Genomic DNA, 21173 nt, shown 5'->3' with positions numbered 1-21173 from the left:
GATCTACACCGAGAACGGCCGCGGTGAACTTGCCGCGAAAGAGCGCGCCGAAGCTCAGATCATCGACGAGTACCTGCCGACGCCGTTGACCGACGCCGAACTCGTCGACGTCGTCGACACCGCCCTCGCTCAGGTGTCCGAGGAGCTCGGTGAGCGTCCGGGTATGCGTCAGATGGGCCAGGTCATCAAGGCCGCCAGCGCGCTGGCCAAGGGCAAGGCCGATGGCGCCCGTATCTCTGCAGCAGTGAAGTCCCGCCTGTAGTAGCGCGCCACCGGAAACCGAAAACGGCCGCGAACTCCGAGTCACTCGGAGATCGCGGGCGTTCTTGTTTTCAGAGCCGTCAGTTTTCAGGGCCGTCAGTTCGGTGGGGTCCCCGCAGGCGGTGCGGGTTCGCCTCCGGGCGGAGTCGCATCCGGGGGAGTCGCGCCCGGTGCCGGAGCTGCGGGGGATGCGGGTGCTGCCGGAGCCCTCACGGAGCCGTCACTGATGTAGATCGTGACGGTCGAACCCGGGATCGCGGACCCGGACGGCGAAACTCCGGTGACCGTTCCCGCCCGTGCTCCGGATGCCGTGGTCACGGAATTGACCGTGAAGCCGGACGCCTGCAACCTCGACGTCGCCGCCGACTGGCTCAGGCCGACAACCTCGGGAACCTGGCCGTTCTGCGATCCCCGTGCGTACTTCTCGTCGATCGGAGGCAGTGAGGTGGGCCCGAAGTTGTTGGCGACCGGGTTCATTGCCGCGAACCAGGATCTCGCCGGTTCGGTACCGCCGTACAGGTTGCCGCTGTAGCAGGGGCGTAGCGGGCTCGAGCAGATCTCGCCGGGCGTCGGGGAGTCGCCGAAGATGTAGACGGCCGCAGCGAGGTTGTTGGTGAAGCCGAGGAACGCCGAGGACTTGTGGGTCTCGGTGGTACCCGTCTTGCCCGACATCGGCAGGCTCCATCCGGCGCTGCTCGCGGCACCGGCAGACGTACCGGCGCCGACGTCGTCACGGCTCATGGCGTTGGCGAGTGTGTCTGCCAAGCCGGGCTCGACGACCTGCTCACAGCCCTGCTCGGTGACGGCCACCGGCTTGCCGTAGCGGTCGAAGACCGAATCGATGGGACTCGGCGGGCACCACTTGCCGTGCGAGGCGAGAGTGGCCGCGACGTTGGAGAGTTCGAGCGGGTTGATCCAGGTGGGGCCGAGGGTGAACGAACCGAGGTTTTGTTCCTTCTGGAAGTCGGCCATGCTGCGCTCGTCGAAGCCCGAGGTGTTGGGATCGGCGTACGAGCGCATGCCGAGACGGACAGCCATGTCGACGGTCGGCGTGACGCCGGTCGCCTCGATGAGCTTGACGAAAGCGGTGTTTGGGGACTGTGCCAGGGCGTCGGTCACGGACAGCGTCGGCGGATAGTTGCCGGCGTTCTCCACGCAGTACGTCGAGACCGGGCAGCCTGCCGCACCACCGCTACCCATGCCCTTGGCTTCGAAGCGCTTGGGCACGTCGAGGGTCGCGTTGATGCCGAGGCCCTTCTCCATCGCCGCAGCGGTCGTGAAGATCTTGAAGACGGAACCCGCACCGTCACCGGCAAGGGAGTACGGCTGCGCCTGGACGGTTTCGTCGGCGTCGGCATTGAGTCCGTACGTGCGACTGCTGGCCATCGCGATGACCTTGTGTGAATCCTGGCCCGGCCTGATCACGTTCATCACGTTCGCGGTGCCGTCGAGGTTGGCGCTCGCGTTCGCGTTCAGTCCGGCCTTGGTGGACGCCTGGACCTGCGGATCGAGAGTGGTCTTGATGAGGTAACCACCCTCGTTGATCTGGTCGCGGGTGATTCCGGCATCCGAGAGGTACTTCAGTGCGTAATCACAGAAGAATCCGCGATCGCCTGCAGCGATGCAGCCGCGCGGCAAGTTGTTGGGGGTTTCGAGGACGCCGAGGGGCTCTTCCTTGGCTGCACGGAACTCGTCGGCACGATCCGGAATGTTCGTGATCATGGTGTCGAGCACGGTGTTACGACGCTCGGTCACGCCCTCGACGTTCGTGTACGGGTTCAGCGCGGAGCTGGACTGAACCATGCCGGCCAGCATCGCGGACTGCGGAACGGTCAGATCTGCGGCGTCGACGCCGAAGTAGGTCTGAGCCGCGTCCTGAATGCCGAAGGATCCGTTGCCGAACGGTACGAGGTTGAGGTACCGGGTGAGGATCTCGTCTTTCGTGAGTTCCTTGTCCAGCGTCAGCGCCATCCGGATCTCGCGGATCTTTCGGGCCGGGGTGGTCTCGATGGCAGCGCGGCGCTCGGCATCCGTCTTGGCCACGACCAACAGTTGGTAGTTCTTCACATACTGCTGATCGAGTGTCGACGCGCCCTGCTGCACTTCACCGGTCGTCGTGTTGGTGAGGAAGGCGCGCAGCGTTCCCTGCCAGTCGACGCCCTTGTGGTCGGGGAACCGGCGGTCCTCGATGGAGACGATCGCCAACTTCATGTTGTTGGAGATCTTCTCGCTCGGGACTTCGAAGCGTCGTTGGTCGTACAGCCAGGCAATGGGATTGCCTGCCGCATCGACCATGGTGGACACCGCGGGGACCGTGCCTTCGACCAGTTCGGCCGAGACGTTGTCGACGGTATCGGCAGCGCGATTGGACGCGAATCCGAATCCGCCGGCCACCGGGAACATCACCCCTGCGACCAGGACACCCGCCAATGCGGAGCTTCCGGCGAGCTTCGCCACTGTTTTTGCAATCGACACGATCTACAGAGTACGTGTGCCCACCCATTGGAACCGGTTTCAGTGTTTTGCGGGTGTTCAAAACCTCCTGAACACGCGCTTTGTACTGCCGTACCAAAAAATGCTCCCGACCGTCTTGCGTTAGGGGCGTTCTTTACCTAAATTGTGATCAGTGTGATCGACGTAACACTCGATCACGAATGTGTCTCAGCTTTCACGTGCTACCGCGAGACGGCTGAGATGGTGCGCTGCTCGCCTCATGGCGACGGTCAGACTTTGTAGAGGGGACCCAGAATGTACACAGCCACCCCGAGTAGCCGTTTGGACATCGAGCAGGCCGAGGCACGAATTGCCTGGGTAACTCAGGCGCGATGCCGCGAGGTCGATCCCGACCAACTTTTTGTTCGTGGCGCCGCACAGCGCAAGGCAGCCACCATCTGCCGTCACTGCCCGGTCCTCATGCAGTGCGGAGCAGATGCTCTCGACAACCGTGTCGAGTTCGGTGTGTGGGGCGGAATGACCGAACGTCAGCGCCGTGCACTGCTCAAGCAGCACCCCGACGTCGACTCCTGGTCCGAGTTCTTCGAAGACCAGCGCCAGCATCACTCAGCAGTCTGATCCAGGTCGATCGGGGGATCAGCCCTTACGAGTGAGCTGATCTCCCACCGCGCGCAGCGCCTCGAGGTCCGAGACCTCGAACGGTAGCGACGGAACACCGATCAGCGGCACCCTCGGGTGAGCTGCGGTGAATCGACTCAGCAAGGCGATTTCTCGCTTCGCGATCACTGCCCGATGGGCATGGATGCGGAGAACGGCTGCGGTGAGGGCCTCGGCCTCGGTCGCATTTTCCTTCGCTTCCAGTTTGTCGGCGGCGGTCACCGCATGATCGGCAGGCAGAGCCGTCAACGTCGGGTGAGTGCGGTTGAGAACCAGACCGGCCAACGGCATCGAGTCACCCGCAAGGCGATCGACGAAGAACGCCGCCTCACGGAGAGCGTCGGGTTCGGCCGCTGCGATCACCAGGAAATGAGTCCCCGGCTGACGCAGCAACTCGTAGGTCTTCGTGGCGCGTTCACGGAAACCGCCGAACATCGAGTCGAGCGACTGCACGAATGCCGATGCATCCGAAAGCATTTGGCTTCCCACGATGGTCGAGACACCCTTCAGGGCCAATCCCATCGCGCCGGCCACGAGCCTGGTCAGGCCACGGCCGGGTGCCGAGAGCAGCCGGATCATCCGTCCGTCGAGGAATGTTCCGAGCCTCTGTGGAGCGTCGAGGAAGTCGAGCGCATTGCGCGACGGCGGGGTATCGACGATCACCAGATCCCACGCGTCGTTCGACGCCAGCTGCCCCAACTTCTCCATCGCCATGTACTCCTGCGTTCCGGAGAACGATGTGGCAACGGTTTGGTAAAAGGGATTCGCCAGGATCTGCTCGGCCTTCTCAGGGCTCGAATGCTCGATGACCATCTCGTCGAAAGTCCGACGCATGTTCAGCATCATCGCGTGGAGTTCGCCCGTGGCCTCGGGACCCAGCTTCACCGGCTGCGGAGTGTTGTCGAGTTCGGCCACACCCAAGGCCTGTGCGAGGCGACGGGCCGGATCGATGGTGAGGACGACTACGCGTCGGCCCTCTTCGGCTGCCCGCAACGCCAGCGACGCAGCCGTCGTGGTCTTGCCGACGCCACCTGCGCCGCAACACACCACGATCCGGGCCGTCGGGTCCTTGATGATCGCCGAAATATCGAGGGCAGGAGCTGCGCGTCGGCCGGTCCTGGAACTGCCGACCGTCACGTTCTCGGTGGTCTCGGTCATCACACGCCCTGTTCCGTGAGGTATTCGGCCAGCTCGTAGAGCCCACCGAGATCGACGCCGTCGGCGAGTGCGGGAAGTTGCACCCGCGCGCCGTCGATCTCGCGGAGCTTCTCCGCACTGGATTCTTGAGCTTCGAGCACCGACGCGTGCTCGATCGTCTCGGTGAGCAGGCCGGCGAAGTCGTCGTCGGACAGATCGATGCCGACATCGGAGAGCGTCGACCGGATCGAAGCTGCATCGATGTTGCCGGCTGCAGCACCGGAGAGTTGGTCTTCGGGCAAGAACCTCGGGCTGGCGCGGTTGACGATGATGGCACCGAGGTTGAGGTCGTCACGCGCCAGTTCTGCGGCGGCGTCGGCGGTTTCCTGAACGGGCAGCGCTTCGAGAAGCGCAACAAGATGTACGACGGTCTCCGGCGAGTGCAGCAGCCGAACGACGCCTTCACTCTGCGAATGCACCGGGCCGCCCTTGGCGAGGTCGGCCATCGCCTTGGTGACGTCGAGGAAGCTGCCGATCCGCCCGGTCGGGGGAGCATCGACGACAACGGCGTCGTACACGCGTTTGCCGGTTCGATCGGTGCGGATGACGCACTCCTTGATCTTGCCGGTGAGCAGAACGTCGCGAAGGCCTGGAGCGATTGTGGTGGCGAATTCGATGGCGCCGAACTTACGCATCGCCCGGCCGGCGAAGCCGAGGTTGTAGAACATTTCGAGGTATTCGAGGAACGCGGTCTCGATGTCGACGGCCAGAGCCATCACTTCACCGCCACCTTCGGCGGCCGCGACCTTGGTCTCCTGCGGTGGAAGCGGTGGTACGTCGAAGAGCTGCGCGATTCCCTGGCGGCCCTCGACCTCCACGAGGAGAACGCGCTTGCCGCCTTCGGCCAACGCGAGCGCCAACGCGGCGGCAACCGTGGACTTACCGGTTCCGCCTTTACCTGACACAAAGTGCAGGCGGGCCTTCGTCGCAGACTCGGGCCAGGTCCTGCTCAGCTCATCTTGGGATGCAACCACACCGCGAGCCTATAAGTCTGGGGCCGAAGATGTACGCGGGATAGGCTCACCGCATGAGCGAAATAACTTCCTGGGAATACACCGTGACTCCGTTGCTGGTCCACAATCCGAAGGCAATTCTCGACAACTGGGGTGTCGACGGCTGGGAACTCGTCGCCGTCCTGCCGAGCGCGTCGGGCGAGCAGCACGTCGCGTACATGAAGCGTCCGAAGGGCTGAATCACATGGCAGAGGCAACACAGACCTGGTCGGAGCGTCTCGCCGAACTGGGCATTGCACTTCCCGCCGTCGCGGCACCCGTCGCTGCTTACGTTCCCGCGGTTCGCAGCGGCAACCACGTGTACACGTCGGGTCAGCTCCCGTTCGTCGACGGAAAACTGGCGCTGACCGGCAAGCTCGGCGCGGGCGTGTCGGATGAGGACGCCAAGGCCGCGGCTCGCACCTGCGCGCTCAACGCTCTTGCTGCCATCGACGCCCTGGTCGGCATCGACAACGTCGTTCGCGTCGTCAAGGTTGTCGGCTTCGTGGCATCCGCCGAAGGATTCACCGGCCAGCCCGGCGTGATCAACGGCGCATCCGAGTTCCTCGGCGAGGTGCTCGGCGACGCCGGTATCCACGCCCGTTCGGCAGTCGGCGTGGCAGAACTTCCCCTCGGCTCACCCGTCGAGGTGGAACTGATCGTCGAAGTTCGCTGATGTCGACGGTCCATCCCGCCTACGCGCAGCTACGCCGCGTCACCGACATCGCTTCGGTCTTGCTCGAGAACAACCCGGGCATGATGACGCTGGACGGTACGAACACTTGGATTCTGCATGCTCCGGGCAGCGTCGAGTGTGTTGTCGTCGATCCAGGCGACAACGACGAGGAACACCTGCAACGTGTCGCTGGTATCGGTCCGGTAGCGCTGACCTTGATCACGCACCGGCACTACGACCACACCGGCGGGGTGGACCGTTTCCACGAATTGACTTCGGCTCCAGTGCGTTCCGTCGACCCAACTTTTCTTCGCGGGGGCGCTTCGGCGCTTGTCGACGGTGAAGTGATCGAGGTAGCGGGCCTGAAGTTGCGGATCCTCGCGACGCCGGGCCATACCGCGGATTCGGTGTCGATAGTCATCGAGAACGATGCGAGCGTGCTGACGGGCGACACCATTCTCGGCCGCGGCACGGCAGTTCTCGACGACTCCGACGGCGATCTGGGGGACTACCTCACCTCGCTGCGATCGCTGGCCGCACTCGGCGAAGGACTGACGGTTCTTCCCGGGCACGGTCCGGACCTACCCGATCTGCAGGTGATTTCGCAGCAGTACCTCGCCCACCGCGAGGAGCGTCTGGATCAGGTGCGGGCCGCTCTGTCGACGTTGGGGGAGTCGGCCTCGGTGCGCGACGTAGTCGAGCACGTCTACTCCGACGTGGACCCGAAGCTGTGGCCGGTGGCGGAGAAATCCGTCAACGTGCAGTTGGCGTATCTGCGCCGCTGAGGCGCTCGGCGCCGACACGAAGAGCTGAGTTGTGTAGCCGAACTGCCGCCATCTATGCCGATCGAGGTATAGCTGGCGGCAGTTTTTGCATTTGTTTGATATGGGTCACGGCCCAATAGTTAGTCCATGACCTCACAATGCGACGGATGGATCCGCAATTACGTGGACGGCTCCTATGTCGAACCCGACGAGTCGTCGAGCTTCGATCAGGTCGACCCAGCAACGGGCCGTGTTCTCGCCCGGGTCCACGAGGCCGACAAGGCCCTGGTCGATCGGGCCGTGACCTCTGCCAGACGTGCTCTGGACAACGGTTGGGCCGATACGCCGGTTCGAGAGCGGACGGCTCTGCTGCGACGCGCTGCCGACCGGATCGAGGAGCGATTCGAAGAGTTCGTCGCCGCAGAGATGGCGGACACCGGCAAGCCGATCACGCAGGCACGCGAACTCGACGTCGCGCGCGCCCTGACGAACTTCCGCACCTTCGCCGACATCGTCGCCGCGGCGGGACAGGAATCGTTTGTCACGGATCTCGCGGGCGGCAAGCAGGCGCTGAACTACGCGATCCGCAAGCCGCTCGGCGTCGTCGCCGTGATCGTTCCGTGGAACCTGCCGCTGCTTCTCCTGACCTGGAAGGTTGCGCCCGCGCTCGCGTGCGGAAACTCCGTGGTGGTCAAACCTTCCGAGGAGACCCCGGCGACTGCGTCGTTGCTGGCCGAGGTGCTCGAAGAGGTCGGCCTGCCTGCCGGCGTCTACAACGTCGTCCATGGATTCGGTGCGAACTCGGCCGGCGAGTTCCTCACCACGCACCCCGGTATCGACGGGGTCACCTTCACCGGATCTTCGGCAACGGGTTCGCATGTCATGAAAACCGTTGCGCCGCGAGTCCGTCCGGTCTCGTTCGAGCTCGGCGGCAAGAACGCCGCGATCGTCTTCGACGACGTCGACATCGACGAAGCTCTGACGGGCCTGACCAAATCGGTGTTCACCAATACCGGCCAGGTCTGCCTGTGCACCGAGCGGGTGTACGTGCACCGCAGTATTTTCGACGACATCGCCGGTGGACTCGTCGAGCGGGCAGCAGGATTGCGTCTGGGCGACCCGACGCTCGATGCAACGACGACCGGACCGCTCATTTCGCAGGCGCATCGGAAGAAGGTTCTCGACTACTTCGAGATCGCCGAGCAGGAAGGCGCGAAAGTGCTGACCGGCGGCGGTATTCCGGACCTCGGACAGGAACTGTCGGGCGGATCCTGGATCGAACCCACCCTGTGGACAGGCTTGACCAACAAGGATCGCGTCGTGTGCGAGGAGATCTTCGGACCCGTCGCAGCACTCATTCCGTTCGAGACCGAAGCCGAGGCGATCGCCCTGGCAAACGACACCGAGTACGGCCTCGCTGCCTCTGTGTGGACCAACGACCTGCGCCGCGGACACCGCGTCGCGCAGAAGATGAACGTCGGAATCTCCTGGGTCAACACGTGGTTCACCCGCGAACTGCGATCTCCCTTCGGCGGTATGGGCCTGTCCGGCATCGGACGTGAGGGCGGCGAGTCCTCGCGGCACTTCTACACCGAACCGACGAATGTATGTGTGCAACTGTGAACATCGAAACCGCAAAAGTTTTCCAGAAATGAGCGAGGCGTGATGACAGCCCCCGAAGACACCGTATCCGCGCTCGCGCGTCGCCTCGACGACGCTGCGCAGACGCGCACCGACACCCCGAGCCTCGCCGACGAACACACCATCGACATCGACCAGGCCTACCGGATCCAGAACGAACTCCTCGAACGGCGCACCAGTCGTGGTGAATCGATTGTGGGCATCAAGCTCGGCTTCACGAGCAAAGCGAAGATGGCGCAGATGGGTGTCTCCGAAGTGATCGTCGGTCAGTTGACCGACGCGATGTGCGTGAGCAACGGCGGCGAAGTCGACCTGAGGACGTTCATTCATCCCAAGATCGAACCCGAAGTGGCATACCGCCTGTCGAAGGACGTCGATCTCGACGATCCGAACGTCGACATCGAAACCTGCGTCGACGCGCTGGCTCCCGCTATGGAGATCATCGACTCGCGGTACCGCGACTTCCGCTTCACCTACACCGACGTCGTCGCTGACAACACCAGCGCTGCCGGGTACGTGATCGGGAGGTGGCTGCCGCTACAGAACGTCGAAGACCGTTCCGTACGTATGGAAGTCGGCGGCGAGACGGTAGTCGGTTCCACGTCGGCCATTCTCGGCGATCCGGCGCGCGCTTTGCATGCACTGCTCGACATCGCCCGCCGACGCCGAATTCCGTTGCGCGCCGGTCAGGTAATTCTGGCCGGTGCCGCCACAGCAGCTGTGCGACTCGACGAGGGCGTCGCACAGTGCACGATCGACGGACTCGGAACCGTCACGGTGAAAGGTGTGAAGCGATGAGTGGGGCGCAGGTCATCGAGAAGCTGGCGAAGCCGCGCGGAAAGTTCCCCCACGTCAAGGTGGTCGGCGATTTCGTCTATGTCTCCGGGACCAGTTCGCGTCGACCCGACAACACGTTTGTCGGCGTCGAGGTCGATGAGATGGGGACGACGGCGCTCGACATTCGGGCGCAGACGCGTGCCGTCATCGAGAACATCGCGGCGATTCTCGCCGAAGTGGGTGGAGAACTGAGTGATCTGGTTCAGGTCACCTCCTACCTGGTGTCGATGAACGACTTCGGCGGATACAACGAGGTGTACGCCGAACTGTTCGACGAAAACGGTCCGACGAGAACGACTGTGGCTGTTCACCAGCTGCCCCACCCTCACCTGCTCATCGAAATTTCCGGCGTGGCGTACGTGCCCGCCTCCCGACGCTCGGCGTCCGAAGATACGGAGAATGCATCATGACCACGATTCCTCCCGTCATCGACTTCAAGAAGTGGATCGACGACAACCGCCACCTCCTGCAGCCGCCCGTCAACAATCAGACGATGGCGCTCGGAGACGATTTCATCGTGCAGGTCGTCGGCGGCCCCAACCAGCGGACCGACTACCACCTCGATCCGTACGAGGAGTGGTTCTACCAGCTCGAAGGCGACATCCACGTCAATGTCATGACCGAAGACGGTCCTCAGCGCGTCGACATTCGCGAGGGTGAAACTTGGTTGCTGCCAGGAGACATTCCGCATTCGCCGCAGCGTCCCACCGCGGGCTCGATCGGCCTGGTCATCGAACGCGTCCGCAAGGAAGGCACGCTCGAGAAGTTTCAGTGGTACTGCCTCGAATGTGATCACAAGATTCACGAGGTCGAACTTCAGGTGCGCGACATCGTGGCCGACCTTCCGCCGGTGTTCGTCAAGTTCTACGAGAGCGAAGAAGCCCGCACGTGTGACAAGTGCGGCACGCTCCATCCCGGCAAGGGCTGAGCTATGAGCAACCTGATCGACATCCACACCCACTACGTGCCCAACGGGTGGCCGGATCTGACCGAAGACGCGGGGCCGCAAGCGCCGTGGCTGAAGGTCGAGTCGGAAACCGAAGCAATGATCATGATGGGCACCAAGGAGTTCCGTCGCATCCAATCCGATGCCTGGGACGCCGAGGTGCGGCTTCGGGACATGGATGCCGACGGCGTGCAGACGCAGGTCGTCTCACCTACTCCGGCGTTCTTCAACTACGGCCGGAGCGGTGAGCAGGCAAGTCGCATTGCACGGATCTTCAACGACCTCGCACTCGAGATCGTGGAGCCGGCGAAGGATCGGTTGATTCCGTTCTGCCAGGTGCCTCTGCAAGACACCGACGCAGCGTGCCGTGAGTTGGAGCGGTGCATCGCGAACGGGCACCGCGGTGTCGAGATCGGCAATCATGTCGGCGATCTGGACCTCGACAGCGAGGGCGTGGTGACGTTCCTGCAGCACTGCGCGTCGCTGGACGTGCCGGTATTCGTGCACCCGTGGGACATGGCCAACTCTCCGCGCCTCGATCGCTGGATGGCGCAGTGGCTCACTGCGATGCCGGCCGAAACGCACCTGTCGATACTCGCACTGATTCTCGGTGGGGTGTTCGACAAGATCGACGATCGTCTCAAGATCGGATTTGCGCACGGTGGTGGATCTTTCGCGTTCTGGTTGGGACGGATGGAAAACGCCTGGCACGGCCGCAACGACATCATCGGTACGTCGCAGTTCCCGCCTTCGCACTACCTGGGAAGGTTCTACGTGGATTCCGTCGTCTTCGACGAGCGTGCGCTGCGACTGTTGGTGGACACGGTGGGGGTGGACCGTGTGATGGTGGGTAGTGATTACCCGTACCCCTTGGGGGAGCGTCCGGTCGGTGAGGTGGTTCGCAAGAGTGAGTTCTTGGACGATACTGCGCGCCAACTGATTTCGCGGGGGAATGCCGAACGCTTCCTGGGTCTCGTCTGAGGCCCCGGCTATACCTTTTCCGGTATGGCGGACGGTGAATTCGGCATTTGTGAGTCATGTCTCGAGCGAGCACAATTCCAAACACAACGATCGACGACGCTCGTGATACCGACAATCCCGAAGACGGGGTCGGTGACTACAGACTTCATCGTCCGCCTGCCCCATCCAATCGATAGGTTCCGCGATGTCAGACAAGATATCCAACAGCACTACGAGCGACGGAAAGCCGTTGCCGGAGAAAGCGGCCCGTAGCCGAGTTGCCATGGCAACCCTGGCCGGCACAACTCTCGAATGGTACGACTTCTTCCTCTACGGCACAGCCGCCGCGTTGATCTTCAACAAACAATTCTTCCCGAGCCTGAGCCCCACGGCCGGCACGCTGGCTGCCTTCAGCACCTTCGCCGTCGGGTTCATTGCACGGCCGGTGGGTGGACTCGTGTTCGGGCACTTCGGTGACCGGATCGGGCGCAAGGCCACGCTCGTGGTCTCATTGGTGATGATGGGCATCGGGTCCACACTCATCGGCCTCATCCCGAACTACGACTCCATCGGTTTCTGGGCGCCCGTCCTCCTGGTGGCGATGCGCGTCGTTCAGGGCATCGGTCTGGGCGGTGAAGGCGCCGGCGCGACACTCATGTCGATGGAGCACGCGCCGGCGGGGCAGAAGAATCTCTATGCAGGTTTCCCTCAGATGGGCACACCCGCCGGACTGGTTCTCGCCAACGGCATCTTCCTGACGACCAACGCCGTGATGTCGGACTCGGCATTCGCTTCGTGGGGTTGGCGAATCCCGTTCCTGCTCAGCTTCGTTCTGGTGGCGATCGGTCTGGTGATTCGCCTGCGCGTCACCGAGTCGCCGTCATTCGCCGGGATCATGGAGAAGGGCGAAATAGTCCGCTTCCCGCTGCGTGAGTCGCTCAAGGTCGGCTTCCCCCGTTTGTCTCTCACGCTTGCCGCGTGCTTGGCGAACTCCGCCGTGGCGTACGCCTTCATGGTGTTCACCCTGTCGTACGGAACTCAACATCTGGGCTACGACAAGCAATTCCTGGTGCTCAGCGTGACCGCGGCAGCAGTCCTGTGGTTCCTTTCCATCCCGTTCTGGACAAAGATCGCCGACAAGTACGGGCGTCGGCACATGTTCATCGGCGGATCTGCCGCAATCCTGTTGTGGTGCATCGTGTTCTTCCCGCTCCTCAACACCGAGAACAAAATGGTCGCCGTCATCGCGTTCCTGGGCATGGGCCTGATCGTTCCGGTCACACATTGTGTCCAGGGCAGCATCATCGCCGATACCTTCCCGGCCAAGGTCCGCTATTCCGGCTCGTCTCTGATCCTCCAGAGCGGTGCAATTCTCGGCGGTGGACTGGCACCGATGATCGCCACGGCTCTGCTCGACGCCACCGGATCTTCGGTCGGTGTGACCTGGTATCTCGCCGGGGTGTGCACGATCAGCCTGGTCGGCGCCATCGCACTGTTCAAGATTGTCCCCGATTCGTCGCGGGGCTTGGAGCACGAGGAGATTCGCGTCTCCGAAAACGCCTGAGTCCTGGTCGATCCGACATCGGCCCGTTCCCTCTGGAGGGAACGGGCCGATCGGCGTTTCACGGTCGCATGAGCTCAGTTGCAAAGGACTCCAGCGTCGCGATCAGGGCCTGCGCGGACGGACTCGACGTGCGAGTCGCCGACGAGGTGATGCCGACGCTGTGCCCGATCGGATCGAGTGTGATGGACAGGGTGGTCAAGCGCGCATCGTCGCGGGGGATGAGGCTCGGTAGTACCGCGATCATGTCGGTCTCGACCAGTAGCTGACGCACGGTGAGGAAAGAGGTTGCCTCGACCCGATTTTCGGGCAACGGCAAGCCGTTCCGGGCGAAGAACTCCTCGAGTTCGCGTCGGAGCACTGTCTCGACCCCAGGAAGGATCCAGGGGAAGCCGCGTAGTTCTTCGAGTTGGACGTCCTCGCGGTGAGCGAGCGGGTGATCTACGCGGGTGACGAGTTCGACGGATTCGGCGTAGAGGTTCCGTCTTGTCGCGGTGTCATCGGTAGGTGAGGTGAGCCGGCCGACGATCAGGTCGATTCGGCCCGCTTCCAGATCGGTGAGCAACTGCTCTGGCGTACCTTCGCGCACGACGACGGTGAGCAACGGGTGGTGAACCTTCAGGCGCGCGATAGCGCCGGGAAGCAGCACGTTGGATCCGGCGAGATGTGTTCCCACGATGACGGTTCCGCGATTGGCGTCGGCAAGTTCGACGACGTGTCGCCCGGCTTCGGTCAGCTGCGCGATCACGGCCCGTGCATGAGTTGTGAAGGCCTCGCCGAAAATGGTCGGGGTGATGCCGCGTGGCCCGCGGTCGAAGAGCGAGACGCCGAGAATGGACTCGATGTCGTGCAGACTCCGAGTCGCGACAGGTTGCGTGATGTGAAGTGCGGCAGCGGCGCCGACCACACTGCCCTGACGGCTCAATGCGTCGACGAGCAGGAGATGGCGGAGTTTGAGTCGCCCGTCGAGGAGCTTGGGCATGTCCATGGAGCAATCCTAGACGGGATTTCTCCGGGTGGGTAGGCGCCCGAAGTTGCTCAGGAGAAGGTGATTCCGATCGATTGGGACGAGGCGTACTTCTCCCAGGTTTCGCTGCTGTCCGGACTTCCCGTGTGCGCAAACGACGTCCAGTGCCGGCGTATCCGACGGCCCAGTGCGTCGATGCTCTGCCAGTCGCTGCTGCCCAGCATCGGTGAGCCCTGCCAGGACTGCTCGGTTCCCAACACGAAGGGTAGTTCTATGCAGTGAGTTGCTCCGAAGACGTCGTCCGTCGGTGCCCAGTCGAAGCGGTACGTGTACACCGACGCGCCGGCCGCTGTGAAGGTCTCGGCCAGCTCCATTGCCGGTTCGGCAAACATGTTCTGTGTCAGTGCCTTTTCGGCGACGTGTTCGGGATCGGGTACTCCCGCTACGTCGCGCACGAAAGCAGATCCCTCGTCTCGGGTGTATCCCACGATGACGTCAGGCGCTGTTTCGAAAGTTCGGATCACCGGTTCCAGTTCGGAGATCGGCGCGAAGGGCGGTTGCACGACATTGGGGGACCGCCGGCTGAACTCGACAGCCGTGCCGCGGAATGCGTCGAGAATGTGGGAGAGCGGCGCGGTCCGAGGATCTCCGTCGAGCAGTCGGGCAAACGTCTCCCCGTTCTCGATCGCGGCAGCCTGCGTGAAGTTGAGGTCCGGCCGTGGAGTGCTCTGCAGAATTGCTCGATGGAACAGAGTTCGAGAGTTGTTACTGCTCAACAGATTCACAATCGAATGAGCGCCGGCCGACTGCCCGAACACGGTGACCGAGTCGGGGTCGCCGCCGAATGCCTCGATGTTCTCGCGCACCCACTCGAGCGCTGCGATCTGATCGTGGACCCCGAGATTGCCTTCGCTGACGCCGTCGAGGAGGAGGTATCCGAGCACGCCGACGCGATAGTTGACCGACACCACGACGACGTCGCCCTCGGCTGACAAAGCGCCGCCGTCGTACCAGGGGAGTGAGCCGCCGCCACTGGAGTACCCGCCACCGTGAAGCCACACCATCACCGGGCGATGACCGGTCAGCGACGGGGTTGTGACGGTGACGGTGAAGCTGTCCTCGCTGTGCTCCGGTTCGGGGAGCGGTGGCCCCATGATGCGTTCGAGTCGTGAAGGTGGTTGGGGGAAGACCGTTCCAAGCGCTGTGGCGTCGAAGACGTCGGAGAACGGTTCCACCGGTCGCGGCTTCTCGAAGCGCGGTGCGCTGGCGTAGGGGATCGCACCGAAGTAGTAGGAACCGTCACGCTTTCGGCCGCGGACCTTCCCCGAAGGGGTGGATGCGATCACCGTCTCGAACGAGGGCATGGGTTCCTTTCTTCTTGTGCATGCTTTTTCGAGCATGCCAGGTGGATGCCGCGGCACAAATGCCTTTGTGGTCGTGCGGTATGCGTTACGGCGTGAGTGCCTGTACCAGTCGATCTTCGAGTCGCGTCGTCACTCGGCTGTATACGGCACCGTCGTCCAGGGCCCGGGACATCACGATCGCCCCTTGGATCCCGGCTACGGCTTCTTCGGCGAGTCCGATGGAATCTTCGGCACCGACGAGTGCCGCCTGGAGAGCCGCTGTCCATTCGTCGAAGTATGTTCGCACCCTGGCGCCGAAGCGATTTCGCTCTTCACCGAGTGCAAATGCGCCGAACAGGCAAATGCGTTGCCCTGACCGAAAGTAGTCGCCCGCGGTAGCGAACATGCTCTGGATGCGCTGCCTCGGTGGAACCGATTCTGCTCGAAGAGGTTCGAAGACTTCGGCGCGAAACCATCCGTCGACCTCGTCGAGCACCGCCTCGGCCATCTCTTCCTTCCCGCGCGGAAAGAAGTTGTAGAGACTGCCTTTGCCCAAACCGGTGTGTTCGGTGATCACGGCCAGGCTTGCTCCGTCGAACCCGTAGGTTCGAAACACGTTTGCGAGAGCGGGAATCGTGTCCGAGCGTTCAGCTACCTGTCTGGCCATGGATTCATCCTTTCATCACAGACCCAACTCGCTCAGGCCCGGATGATCGTGCGGGCGTGGTCCGGTCGGATCCCAGAAGAACTTTCGCTCGGACTCCTCGATGGGAACGTCGTTGATGCTGGCATGACGGTGGTGCATGAGTCCGTCGGCGTCGAATTCCCAGTTCTCGTTGCCGTAGGAGCGGAACCACTGCCCGTCGTGATCGTGCCACTCGTACGCGAATCGCACGGCGATGCGGTCGTCGCTGTGTGCCCACAACTCTTTGATCAACCGGTAGTCCAGTTCGCGGGTCCACTTCTCGGTCAGAAGTTCGACGATCTCGGATCGGCCGGTGACGAACGTCGACCGATTACGCCACCAACTGTCCGGCGTGTAGGCCAGCGACACCTTGTGCGGATCGCGTGAGTTCCATCCGTCCTCGGCGAGGCGGACCTTCTGGACGGCAGTTTCGTGAGTGAAGGGCGGAATCGGTGCTCGGACGGTCATTGCGGGGCCTCTCGATCAGATGTGTACCTATCGGTACAGACTTTACCGATAGGTACAACAAGAGTCCAGTGAACGACTTCGGCCGCCCCCACCGAAGCGGGAGCGGCCGAAAGAGTCGAACCGGAAGAAACTAGCGCGCGCGACGAGCGAGACGCTCGGAATCCGAGATCAGGACGCTCTTGCCTTCGAGGCGAAGCCATCCGCGGTGTGCGAAATCAGCGAGCGCCTTGTTGACGGTCTCGCGGGAAGCGCCGACGAGCTGGGCGATCTCTTCCTGCGTGAGGTCGTGAGTGACGCGCAGGGCGCCACCTTCCTGAGTGCCGAAGCGCTGCGCGAGCTGCAGGAGCGCCTTGGCGACACGGCCGGGAACGTCCGTGAAGATCAGGTCGGCCAGGGTGTTGTTGGTACGACGCAGACGGCGGGCGAGAACGCGCAGAAGCTGCTCGGCGATCTCGGGGCGCTGCTGGATCCATGCCTTGAGAGCGTCGCGGTCCATGCTCACGGCGCGAACCTCGGTGACGGTCGTAGCCGTCGAGGTGCGGGGGCCGGGGTCGAAGATGGACAGTTCGCCGAACATGTCGGACGGGCCCATGATCGTCAGCAGGTTCTCGCGACCGTCGGGTGAGCGTCGACCGATCTTCACCTTGCCGGACACGATGATGTACAGGCGGTCACCGGGTTCACCTTCGTTGAAGATGACATGTCCACGGGGGAAGTCGACGGGCTGCAGCTGCTTTGTCAGCGCCGCTACCGCTGAGGGCTCGACTCCTTGGAAGATGCCGGCTCTTGCCAGGACGTCGTCCACGTGCGCTCCTTGTTGGGATTTGTTCGTTTGTGGTGTCATTTTTGCGCTATCTATCTTTGTACCCGCGCTGCGCACAAACCGTCGTACACAGGCTCAGCCCTCATGAGTGAGACACTGTGTCCAATGCAATCTGTGTTCAATGCAACAGGTACGGCATCGAAGTCTACGTCCCGTTAGCTCGCGACGAGTGATTGATGCCACGTAAGAGCCGAAAATTCTTCCGGAATCCGCTGCGGTGACTACTTTGTATGGCCGTCAACTTGCCCGTTGTGTCCGGATTTCGCCCAGGCTGGCGCTCTCGGGAGCCTCCGACTGACGGCCCTTACGCTTCCGGTGGAAGCGGGCGAACGCATGGGGAAACCCATCGCTTGCCAGGCGGGCGACGTCGTCGTGACTTGCCTGGTCGAGGAAGTCTTCTACTTCATGCTCTTGGACCGAGAGCCGACGCAATCGCCCTTCGACTCGTTCCATCGCCAGGGCAAAGAGCATAAGCAGTAGCGGAAAGAGAATTACTGCGAGTCCTTGCATAGGGGGAAGTAAACACGTCGAAGGTCTCAGAATCGACACGACGGAGTCTCCACTCATGTCGTATCCGTACAGTTGTCTGAGTGCAGACCACCCCGACAGGCAGTTCAGAGCAGCGGAAGAAACCGCGTTCGGGGGGTGCGCGGAAGGAAGAATCACACCTCGGATTGGTACGCCGGGCGCGTCGGATGAATCGTGAGCTCGCTGTGGCTTTCCCACACGTGTACTGCGAACTCGACTTCACGACTCCGTTGGAACTGGCAGTGGCGACAATCCTGTCGGCGCAATGCACCGACGTCCGCGTCAACATGGTCACGCCGGCACTCTTCGCCCGTTATCCCGACGCAAAGGCATACGCGGAATCCGATCGGACCGAACTCGAGGAGTACATCCGCTCCACCGGCTTCTACCGGAACAAGACGACGTCGCTGATCGGACTCGGTCAGGCGCTACTCGAACGCCACGACGGGCAGGTCCCGAACAAGCTCGAAGATCTGGTGAAACTCCCAGGCATCGGACGCAAGACCGCGAACGTCGTGCTGGGCAATGCCTTCGACATTCCGGGAATCACCGTCGACACCCACTTCGGTCGGCTCGTGCGTCGGTGGAAGTGGACCGAGGAAGAAGATGCCGTCAAAGTGGAACACGCCGTCGGGGCACTGATCGAACGTAAGGAATGGACTCTGCTCTCGCATCGCGTGATCTTTCACGGCCGACGGGTCTGCCACGCGCGCAAGCCCGCGTGCGGTGTGTGTGTTCTGGCCAAGGACTGCCCGTCGTACGGTCTCGGCCCGACCGACAAAACCGAGGCCGCGGCCCTGGTGAAAGGCCCCGAGACCGATCATCTTCTCGCCCTGGCAGGGTTGTGATCGCCGATGACAAGTGCCGGAAGATGGTCTCTCGCTGCGCTCGTGGTCGTCGCGGCTCTCGTCGTGGCGATCTGGCCGCGCGGGGGAGACGACACGACGCCCACGTCGACGGGCCCGTCCTCGTCCGCGTATCAGCCGCCGACGTTCACTCCGTCGTCGGAATCGCTCGATCAACTCCGTAGCCAGGCGGCTCTGGCTTCCTGCCCGACTCCGACGGGCGAAGCTCCGGCCGGCTCGGCGCTGGCCGGAATCACCCTCGACTGCGTGTCAGACGGTCGGCCCGTCGACCTTGCCGCAGCGGTCGGCGGAAAACCGACTCTGCTCAACTTGTGGGCGTACTGGTGCGCGCCATGCGCCGAAGAGCTTCCGTACCTTCAGGAATTCGCGGAGCGCGCCGAGGGCAGCATCAATGTTCTGACGGTGCATTCGGATCCGAATCAGGAGAACGCTTTGACGCGACTCATCGACTACTCGGTGCGTTTGCCTGGCGTCCAGGACGGTGACGGCAAGGTACGGATCGCAGTGGGCGCACCGCCGGTGCTGCCGGTGTCGGTGCTCGTGCGCGCGGATGGAACAGTCGCCAAGGTCTTGCCTCAACCTTTCCGCAGTGCGGACGAAATCGCCGCCGCTGCGGCGCAATATCTGGGAGTCGTCGTATGAGCACACCGGTTCCCGAGTGGTTGCGAGCTGTCGCCAGCACCGAGCCCACCGATCCACACCGGATCAACCCCGTCCTCGAGCGTCGCGCGCCGCGCGGGACCGTGACGCGTCCGGCCGCGGTGCTCGTGCTCTTCGGCGGACCGCGTGAGGCAGACCCTCTCGCCGTCGGCGGCTTGCCGGAGGGCGCAGACGTGTTGCTGACCCAACGGGCGTCGACGATGCGTCAGCACAGCGGACAGGTCGCATTCCCGGGCGGCGCCGCCGATCCGGGCGACGACGGCCCCATCGGCACCGCGCTGCGTGAAGCGCAGGAGGAGACCGGGCTCGATCCGAGCGGAGTTCAGCCGCTCACCGTGCTGCCGGAGATCTTCATCCCGCCGTCGGGTTTCGACGTGACGCCGGTGCTCGGCTACTGGGAGCAGCCGACGACGGTGGGGATTCAGGACGAGGGCGAGGTCGGACGGGTGGCCAGGGTGCCGCTGCGCACGTTGCTCGACCCCGACAACCGGTTTCAGGTTCGCCATCCCCTCGGATACCAGGGCCCGGCGTTCCGCGCCGACGGCATGCTGGTCTGGGGGTTCACAGCAGGAATCCTCGCGGCGCTGTTCACGGTGTCGGGCTGGGAGATTCCGTGGAACTACGAGGACGTGAGAGACCTGGACACAGCGCTGTCCGAGTTCGGTGAAGGTGTCGAGGATTCGGCGGTGCCGCGATGACAGGTTCTCGTTGGGTGGACATCGCCATCGTTCTGGTCGCCCTCATCGCGGCCACGTCCGGATGGCGTCAGGGTGCGGTGGCGTCGGCGTTGGCGTTTGTCGGCGTGATCCTCGGTGCCGTCGCCGGAATTCTGTTGGCGCCCCACCTGCTCGTGCACGTCACCGAAGGCAAGCTGCGCATCCTCGCGGGCATCTCGCTGATCGTGGTGTTGGTCATCATTGGCGAAGTCGCCGGCATGGTGCTCGGACGCGCGGCGCGCAGCGGAATGCACAGTCCGACGGCGCGATCCGTCGACAGTGTCATCGGTGCGGGTCTACAGGCGGTGGCCGTCGTGGTCGCGGCGTGGTTGCTCGCGATTCCGCTCACTTCTTCGTCGCAGCCGAATATTGCCGCCGCTGTTCGTGGTTCGGATGTTCTCGCCAGCGTGGACGAACTGGCGCCGCAGTGGCTGCGCCGCATCCCGACGGAGTTTTCGGCGTTGCTCGACACCTCCGGCCTGCCGGACGTCATCGGCCCGTTCGGGCGTACGCCCATCACCGAGGTCGAAGCACCCGACGCGAGCGTTCTGGCCAGTCCGTTGGCGGCGGAGTTGCGTCCGAGTGTTCTACGCATCAACGGTGTCGCACCGAGTTGCCAGCGCGCGCTCGAGGGATCCGGATTCATCGTCGCTCCCGAACGCGTCATGACCAACGCACACGTGGTTGCCGGAACCGAGAGCATCACGGTGGACACCATGGAGGGCGCGCTGCCCGCGCAGGTGGTTCTCTTCGACTCCGCCGTCGACATCGCGATTCTGGCGGTTCCCGGACTGGACGCACCGGTGCTGCCGTTTGCTCCGGAGCAGGCTCAGACCGGCGACAATGCGTTGGTGCTCGGTTACCCCGGCGGCGGTCCGTACACGGCCAGCGCAGCCCGCGTTCGTGAGGTCCTGAACCTGAACGGACCGGACATCTACAAGGCCGGAACCACTCAGCGTGAGGTCTACACCGTCCGCGGATCCATCAGGCAGGGCAACTCTGGTGGGCCGATGGTCGACGATCAGGGGCGCGTCCTCGGCGTCGTGTTCGGTGCCGCAGTCGACGACAGCGACACCGGATTCGTCCTCACCGCCCAGGAAGTATCGCGCCAGTTGAACGCGGCTGCCTCGGCGTCGACGCCGGTGCCGACAGGCGCCTGCATTCTGTAGCG

24 protein-coding genes are annotated in these 21173 nt (G+C 63.3%); 15 read left to right on the top strand and 9 right to left on the bottom strand.

Going from position 1 to position 21173, the window contains the following annotated elements; genetic code table 11:
• Nucleotides 1-262 (top strand): GatB/YqeY domain-containing protein (locus AC1Q61_RS29685; protein ID WP_492654914.1); only part of this gene is annotated, 262 nt, incomplete at its 5' end.
• Between the two features lie 95 nt (nt 263-357).
• Here the strand turns inward: AC1Q61_RS29685 and AC1Q61_RS29680 are convergent.
• The gene (locus AC1Q61_RS29680; RefSeq protein WP_492651244.1) at nt 358-2718 is read right to left on the bottom strand and encodes a penicillin-binding protein; all 2361 of its coding nucleotides are present in this window, start codon (nt 2716-2718) and stop codon (nt 358-360) included.
• Nucleotides 2719-3009: 291 nt separating this feature from the next.
• On the opposite strand from AC1Q61_RS29680, the gene AC1Q61_RS29675 reads away from it, so the two are divergent.
• A complete protein-coding gene (locus AC1Q61_RS29675; protein WP_007732375.1) occupies nt 3010-3333 on the top strand; it encodes a WhiB family transcriptional regulator in 324 nt (107 codons plus the stop codon).
• A gap of 18 nt (nt 3334-3351) precedes the next feature.
• Here the strand turns inward: AC1Q61_RS29675 and bagB are convergent, their stop codons facing one another.
• Together bagB and bagA are read right to left on the bottom strand one after the other, a co-directional pair.
• Entirely contained in the window at nt 3352-4530 is a 1179-nt protein-coding gene (gene bagB / locus AC1Q61_RS29670) for an ATPase BagB (protein WP_007732380.1), read from the bottom strand.
• Complete coding sequence (bagA, locus tag AC1Q61_RS29665) at nt 4530-5543, bottom strand: ATPase BagA (protein WP_037130910.1); 1014 nt, start codon at nt 5541-5543, stop codon at nt 4530-4532. Before bagA ends, bagB begins: the two co-directional genes overlap by 1 nt.
• Nucleotides 5544-5596: 53 nt before the next feature.
• Between bagA and sp36 the strand changes: the two genes are divergently transcribed.
• From sp36 to AC1Q61_RS29620, 9 genes are all read left to right on the top strand, one after another.
• Nucleotides 5597-5761, top strand: a complete 165-nt coding sequence (gene sp36 / locus AC1Q61_RS29660) for a Sp36 family protein (RefSeq protein ID WP_003943454.1) — start codon at nt 5597-5599, stop codon at nt 5759-5761.
• A 5-nt stretch (nt 5762-5766) separates the two neighbouring features.
• Entirely contained in the window at nt 5767-6237 is a 471-nt protein-coding gene (locus AC1Q61_RS29655; RefSeq protein WP_003943508.1) for a RidA family protein, read from the top strand.
• Complete coding sequence (locus AC1Q61_RS29650) at nt 6237-7022, top strand: MBL fold metallo-hydrolase (protein ID WP_042922841.1); 786 nt, start codon at nt 6237-6239, stop codon at nt 7020-7022. The genes AC1Q61_RS29655 and AC1Q61_RS29650 overlap by 1 nt, the downstream gene beginning before the upstream one ends.
• Before the next feature lie 126 nt (nt 7023-7148).
• Nucleotides 7149-8624, top strand: a complete 1476-nt coding sequence (locus AC1Q61_RS29645; RefSeq protein ID WP_492651242.1) for a 2-hydroxymuconic semialdehyde dehydrogenase — start codon at nt 7149-7151, stop codon at nt 8622-8624.
• Between the two features lie 42 nt (nt 8625-8666).
• Complete coding sequence (locus AC1Q61_RS29640; RefSeq protein ID WP_042446669.1) at nt 8667-9440, top strand: 2-keto-4-pentenoate hydratase; 774 nt, start codon at nt 8667-8669, stop codon at nt 9438-9440.
• Nucleotides 9437-9889 (top strand): RidA family protein, encoded by a 453-nt coding sequence (locus tag AC1Q61_RS29635; protein ID WP_003943520.1) that lies wholly within the window; start codon nt 9437-9439, stop codon nt 9887-9889. The genes AC1Q61_RS29640 and AC1Q61_RS29635 overlap by 4 nt, the downstream gene beginning before the upstream one ends.
• Nucleotides 9886-10407, top strand: a complete 522-nt coding sequence (locus AC1Q61_RS29630) for a 3-hydroxyanthranilate 3,4-dioxygenase (protein WP_003943511.1) — start codon at nt 9886-9888, stop codon at nt 10405-10407. Before AC1Q61_RS29635 ends, AC1Q61_RS29630 begins: the two co-directional genes overlap by 4 nt.
• A 3-nt stretch (nt 10408-10410) precedes the next feature.
• On the top strand, nt 10411-11406 hold the full coding sequence (locus tag AC1Q61_RS29625; protein WP_042922846.1) for an amidohydrolase family protein: 996 nt from the start codon (nt 10411-10413) through the stop codon (nt 11404-11406).
• 184 nt (nt 11407-11590) lie between these two features.
• Nucleotides 11591-12949 (top strand): MFS transporter, encoded by a 1359-nt coding sequence (locus AC1Q61_RS29620; RefSeq protein WP_042446679.1) that lies wholly within the window; start codon nt 11591-11593, stop codon nt 12947-12949.
• Between the two features lie 58 nt (nt 12950-13007).
• Here AC1Q61_RS29620 and AC1Q61_RS29615 read toward each other — a convergent pair whose 3' ends face one another.
• The 6 genes from AC1Q61_RS29615 to AC1Q61_RS29590 all read right to left on the bottom strand — a co-directional run bounded on the left by AC1Q61_RS29615 (nt 13008) and on the right by AC1Q61_RS29590 (nt 17742).
• Complete coding sequence (locus AC1Q61_RS29615; protein WP_003943516.1) at nt 13008-13934, bottom strand: LysR substrate-binding domain-containing protein; 927 nt, start codon at nt 13932-13934, stop codon at nt 13008-13010.
• Nucleotides 13935-13984: 50 nt separating this feature from the next.
• Nucleotides 13985-15277, bottom strand: a complete 1293-nt coding sequence (locus tag AC1Q61_RS29610; protein ID WP_042922849.1) for a carboxylesterase family protein — start codon at nt 15275-15277, stop codon at nt 13985-13987.
• Between the two features lie 85 nt (nt 15278-15362).
• Nucleotides 15363-15923 (bottom strand): TetR/AcrR family transcriptional regulator, encoded by a 561-nt coding sequence (locus AC1Q61_RS29605; RefSeq protein WP_042922850.1) that lies wholly within the window; start codon nt 15921-15923, stop codon nt 15363-15365.
• 15 nt (nt 15924-15938) lie between these two features.
• Nucleotides 15939-16409, bottom strand: a complete 471-nt coding sequence (locus AC1Q61_RS29600; RefSeq protein WP_007732407.1) for a nuclear transport factor 2 family protein — start codon at nt 16407-16409, stop codon at nt 15939-15941.
• Between the two features lie 130 nt (nt 16410-16539).
• On the bottom strand, nt 16540-17214 hold the full coding sequence (locus AC1Q61_RS29595; RefSeq protein ID WP_003943506.1) for a Crp/Fnr family transcriptional regulator: 675 nt from the start codon (nt 17212-17214) through the stop codon (nt 16540-16542).
• Nucleotides 17215-17469: 255 nt separating this feature from the next.
• Nucleotides 17470-17742 carry a hypothetical protein gene (locus tag AC1Q61_RS29590; protein ID WP_019746620.1) on the bottom strand — a complete coding sequence of 91 codons (273 nt, stop codon included), beginning with the start codon at nt 17740-17742 and terminating at the stop codon, nt 17470-17472.
• 80 nt (nt 17743-17822) lie between these two features.
• Between AC1Q61_RS29590 and nth the strand changes: the two genes are divergently transcribed.
• From nth to AC1Q61_RS29570, 4 genes are read left to right on the top strand one after another with little or no spacing between them, the layout of a single operon-like run.
• Nucleotides 17823-18608, top strand: a complete 786-nt coding sequence (nth, locus tag AC1Q61_RS29585) for an endonuclease III (protein ID WP_492651241.1) — start codon at nt 17823-17825, stop codon at nt 18606-18608.
• 6 nt (nt 18609-18614) lie between these two features.
• Entirely contained in the window at nt 18615-19268 is a 654-nt protein-coding gene (locus AC1Q61_RS29580) for a TlpA family protein disulfide reductase (protein ID WP_492651240.1), read from the top strand.
• Nucleotides 19265-19984 carry an NUDIX hydrolase gene (locus AC1Q61_RS29575; protein ID WP_019746622.1) on the top strand — a complete coding sequence of 240 codons (720 nt, stop codon included), beginning with the start codon at nt 19265-19267 and terminating at the stop codon, nt 19982-19984. The genes AC1Q61_RS29580 and AC1Q61_RS29575 overlap by 4 nt, the downstream gene beginning before the upstream one ends.
• Nucleotides 19981-21171: a MarP family serine protease gene (locus AC1Q61_RS29570; protein WP_487759333.1), complete on the top strand. Its 1191-nt coding sequence runs from the start codon at nt 19981-19983 to the stop codon at nt 21169-21171. The genes AC1Q61_RS29575 and AC1Q61_RS29570 overlap by 4 nt, the downstream gene beginning before the upstream one ends.
• Nucleotides 21172-21173: the final 2 nt, after the last annotated feature.

Source organism: Rhodococcus sp. MPR-R1B, from assembly GCF_058793255.1.
Note: the sequence above shows the minus strand (reverse complement) of the source record. Positions and strands in the feature narration are given on the sequence as shown.

Coding starts and splice junctions, on each gene's coding strand:
- AC1Q61_RS29675 (WP_007732375.1), top strand. CDS start 3,010: ATGTACACAGCCACCCCGAGTAGCCGTTTGGACATCGAGCAGGCCGAG.
- bagB (WP_007732380.1), bottom strand. CDS start 4,530: ATGACCGAGACCACCGAGAACGTGACGGTCGGCAGTTCCAGGACCGGC.
- sp36 (WP_003943454.1), top strand. CDS start 5,597: ATGAGCGAAATAACTTCCTGGGAATACACCGTGACTCCGTTGCTGGTC.
- AC1Q61_RS29655 (WP_003943508.1), top strand. CDS start 5,767: ATGGCAGAGGCAACACAGACCTGGTCGGAGCGTCTCGCCGAACTGGGC.
- AC1Q61_RS29650 (WP_042922841.1), top strand. CDS start 6,237: ATGTCGACGGTCCATCCCGCCTACGCGCAGCTACGCCGCGTCACCGAC.
- AC1Q61_RS29645 (WP_492651242.1), top strand. CDS start 7,149: ATGACCTCACAATGCGACGGATGGATCCGCAATTACGTGGACGGCTCC.
- AC1Q61_RS29640 (WP_042446669.1), top strand. CDS start 8,667: ATGACAGCCCCCGAAGACACCGTATCCGCGCTCGCGCGTCGCCTCGAC.
- AC1Q61_RS29635 (WP_003943520.1), top strand. CDS start 9,437: ATGAGTGGGGCGCAGGTCATCGAGAAGCTGGCGAAGCCGCGCGGAAAG.
- AC1Q61_RS29630 (WP_003943511.1), top strand. CDS start 9,886: ATGACCACGATTCCTCCCGTCATCGACTTCAAGAAGTGGATCGACGAC.
- AC1Q61_RS29625 (WP_042922846.1), top strand. CDS start 10,411: ATGAGCAACCTGATCGACATCCACACCCACTACGTGCCCAACGGGTGG.
- AC1Q61_RS29620 (WP_042446679.1), top strand. CDS start 11,591: ATGTCAGACAAGATATCCAACAGCACTACGAGCGACGGAAAGCCGTTG.
- AC1Q61_RS29615 (WP_003943516.1), bottom strand. CDS start 13,934: ATGGACATGCCCAAGCTCCTCGACGGGCGACTCAAACTCCGCCATCTC.
- AC1Q61_RS29610 (WP_042922849.1), bottom strand. CDS start 15,277: ATGCCCTCGTTCGAGACGGTGATCGCATCCACCCCTTCGGGGAAGGTC.
- AC1Q61_RS29605 (WP_042922850.1), bottom strand. CDS start 15,923: ATGGCCAGACAGGTAGCTGAACGCTCGGACACGATTCCCGCTCTCGCA.
- AC1Q61_RS29600 (WP_007732407.1), bottom strand. CDS start 16,409: ATGACCGTCCGAGCACCGATTCCGCCCTTCACTCACGAAACTGCCGTC.
- AC1Q61_RS29590 (WP_019746620.1), bottom strand. CDS start 17,742: ATGCAAGGACTCGCAGTAATTCTCTTTCCGCTACTGCTTATGCTCTTT.
- AC1Q61_RS29580 (WP_492651240.1), top strand. CDS start 18,615: ATGACAAGTGCCGGAAGATGGTCTCTCGCTGCGCTCGTGGTCGTCGCG.
- AC1Q61_RS29575 (WP_019746622.1), top strand. CDS start 19,265: ATGAGCACACCGGTTCCCGAGTGGTTGCGAGCTGTCGCCAGCACCGAG.
- AC1Q61_RS29570 (WP_487759333.1), top strand. CDS start 19,981: ATGACAGGTTCTCGTTGGGTGGACATCGCCATCGTTCTGGTCGCCCTC.